General features: G+C 40.1%; 1 protein-coding gene. It reads left to right on the forward strand.

All coding sequences use genetic code 11. The features are described from left to right. Positions 1-1,826: Calx-beta domain-containing protein (locus ABN763_RS18965; protein ID WP_410487077.1), on the forward strand; the 1,826-nt coding region annotated here is incomplete at both ends.

A 1,826-nucleotide genomic window follows, 5' to 3' on the forward strand; every position in this document is an offset into this window, starting at 1 on the left:
TCAATGATGTGACTGTAGCTGAAGCAGCAGGGACAGCAACCTTTACTGTTACTTTAACGGGCGATGTACAAGGCGGTTTTACGGTAGATTATGCAACTGCAGACAACAGTGCTATACAACCCGGAGATTACACTACATCAACAGGAACATTAACGTTTACTGGTACTGATACAGAGACACAGACTTTTACTGTTCCGATCATTGATGATAGTTTAGTAGAGGCTACAGAGAGCTTCTTCGCTAACTTAAGTAGTTTGAGTAATGGCTTAGTAACCATTAGTGATGCTCAAGGAGAGGGCACTATTACTGATAACGATGCGGCTAGTATTGCTATTAATTCCATCACGGTAAATGAAGCAGTTGGGAATGCAGTACTCAATGTGACTTTAACGGGCGATGTACAAGGCGGTTTTACTGTTCGATTTGATACCGCTAATAACACCGCTGTGTCGCCTGGAGATTATACTGCTACTACAAATGGAACCTTAACTTTTATAGGTAACGACACTGAGGTACAAGCTATAAGTATTCCAATTATAGATGATGCCTTAGTAGAAAGTTCAGAAGATCTTACTGTAACCCTATCCAATATAAGTAATGCTCTAGTAGGCAATCCATCACCAACGGGAACAATTACTATTACTGATAATGATAACGCTCAAGTAAATATTAATGATGTCACTGTAAATGAAAATGCCGGTACAGCAACTTTTGATGTAACCTTAACTGGTGATGTGCAAGGCGGGTTTGATGTTGATTTTGCAGGAGCTAACGGTACAGCTATAGATCCTGATGATTTTAGTTTAGCAAATGGGACGTTATCATTTACGGGAACTGATGGTGAAGTTCAACAAATTACAGTATCTATTGTAGATGATACGCTGGTAGAAACTAGCGAAAATTACACTATTACCTTAAGTAATATAACGAATACGTTAGTTACAATTAATACTGCGGTAGGGACTGGAACAATAACCGATAATGATGCAGCAAGCATAGCAATCAATGATGTAACAGTAACTGAAGCAGCAGGTACAGCAACCTTTACAGTAACCTTAACTGGCGATGTACAAGGCGGCTTTACGGTAGATTATGCAACTGCAGATAATAGTGCGATACAACCTGGTGATTATACTACATCAACAGGGACATTAACCTTTACTGGTACTGATACAGAGACGCAAACCTTTACCGTTCCAATCATTGATGATAATTTGGTTGAAACTATAGAGAGTTTCTTCGCTAACTTAAGTAGTTTAAGTAGTGGTCTGGTAACAATAAGTGATGGACAGGGAGAAGGAACAATAACCGATAATGATGCGGCGAGCATTGCAATTAATGATATAACCGTTAACGAAGCAGCCGGAACCGCTACTTTAACAGTGACTTTGACTGGTGATGTACAAGGCGGTTTTAGCGTAGATTACTTAACTGCAAATGGAACTGCTGTTCAACCGGGAGATTATACGACTGCTGGTGGAACACTCACCTTTGCAGGAACTGATACGGAAACAGAAACATTTACGATCCCAATAATCGATGATGGCATTTTGGAATCTTCAGAAACAGTTCTTGCCAATTTGACTAATATCACCAATGGTTTAGTAACGATTAGTGATGCTCAAGGAGAGGTTACCATTACCGATAATGATAGTGCTGGTATTGTAATAGCAGATGTTACGGTTAACGAGGCGGCAGGTACTGTGACTTTTACGGTTACCTTGACAGGTGATGTACAAGGTGGTTTTACAGTAGATTATGCCACTGCAGATGGTACAGCCACTCAACCAGCGGACTATGCTGATACTACTGGTACATTAACCTTT

The organism is Spongiivirga sp. MCCC 1A20706, assembly GCF_046524175.1.
Classification (GTDB): Bacteria; Bacteroidota; Bacteroidia; order Flavobacteriales; family Flavobacteriaceae; genus Spongiivirga.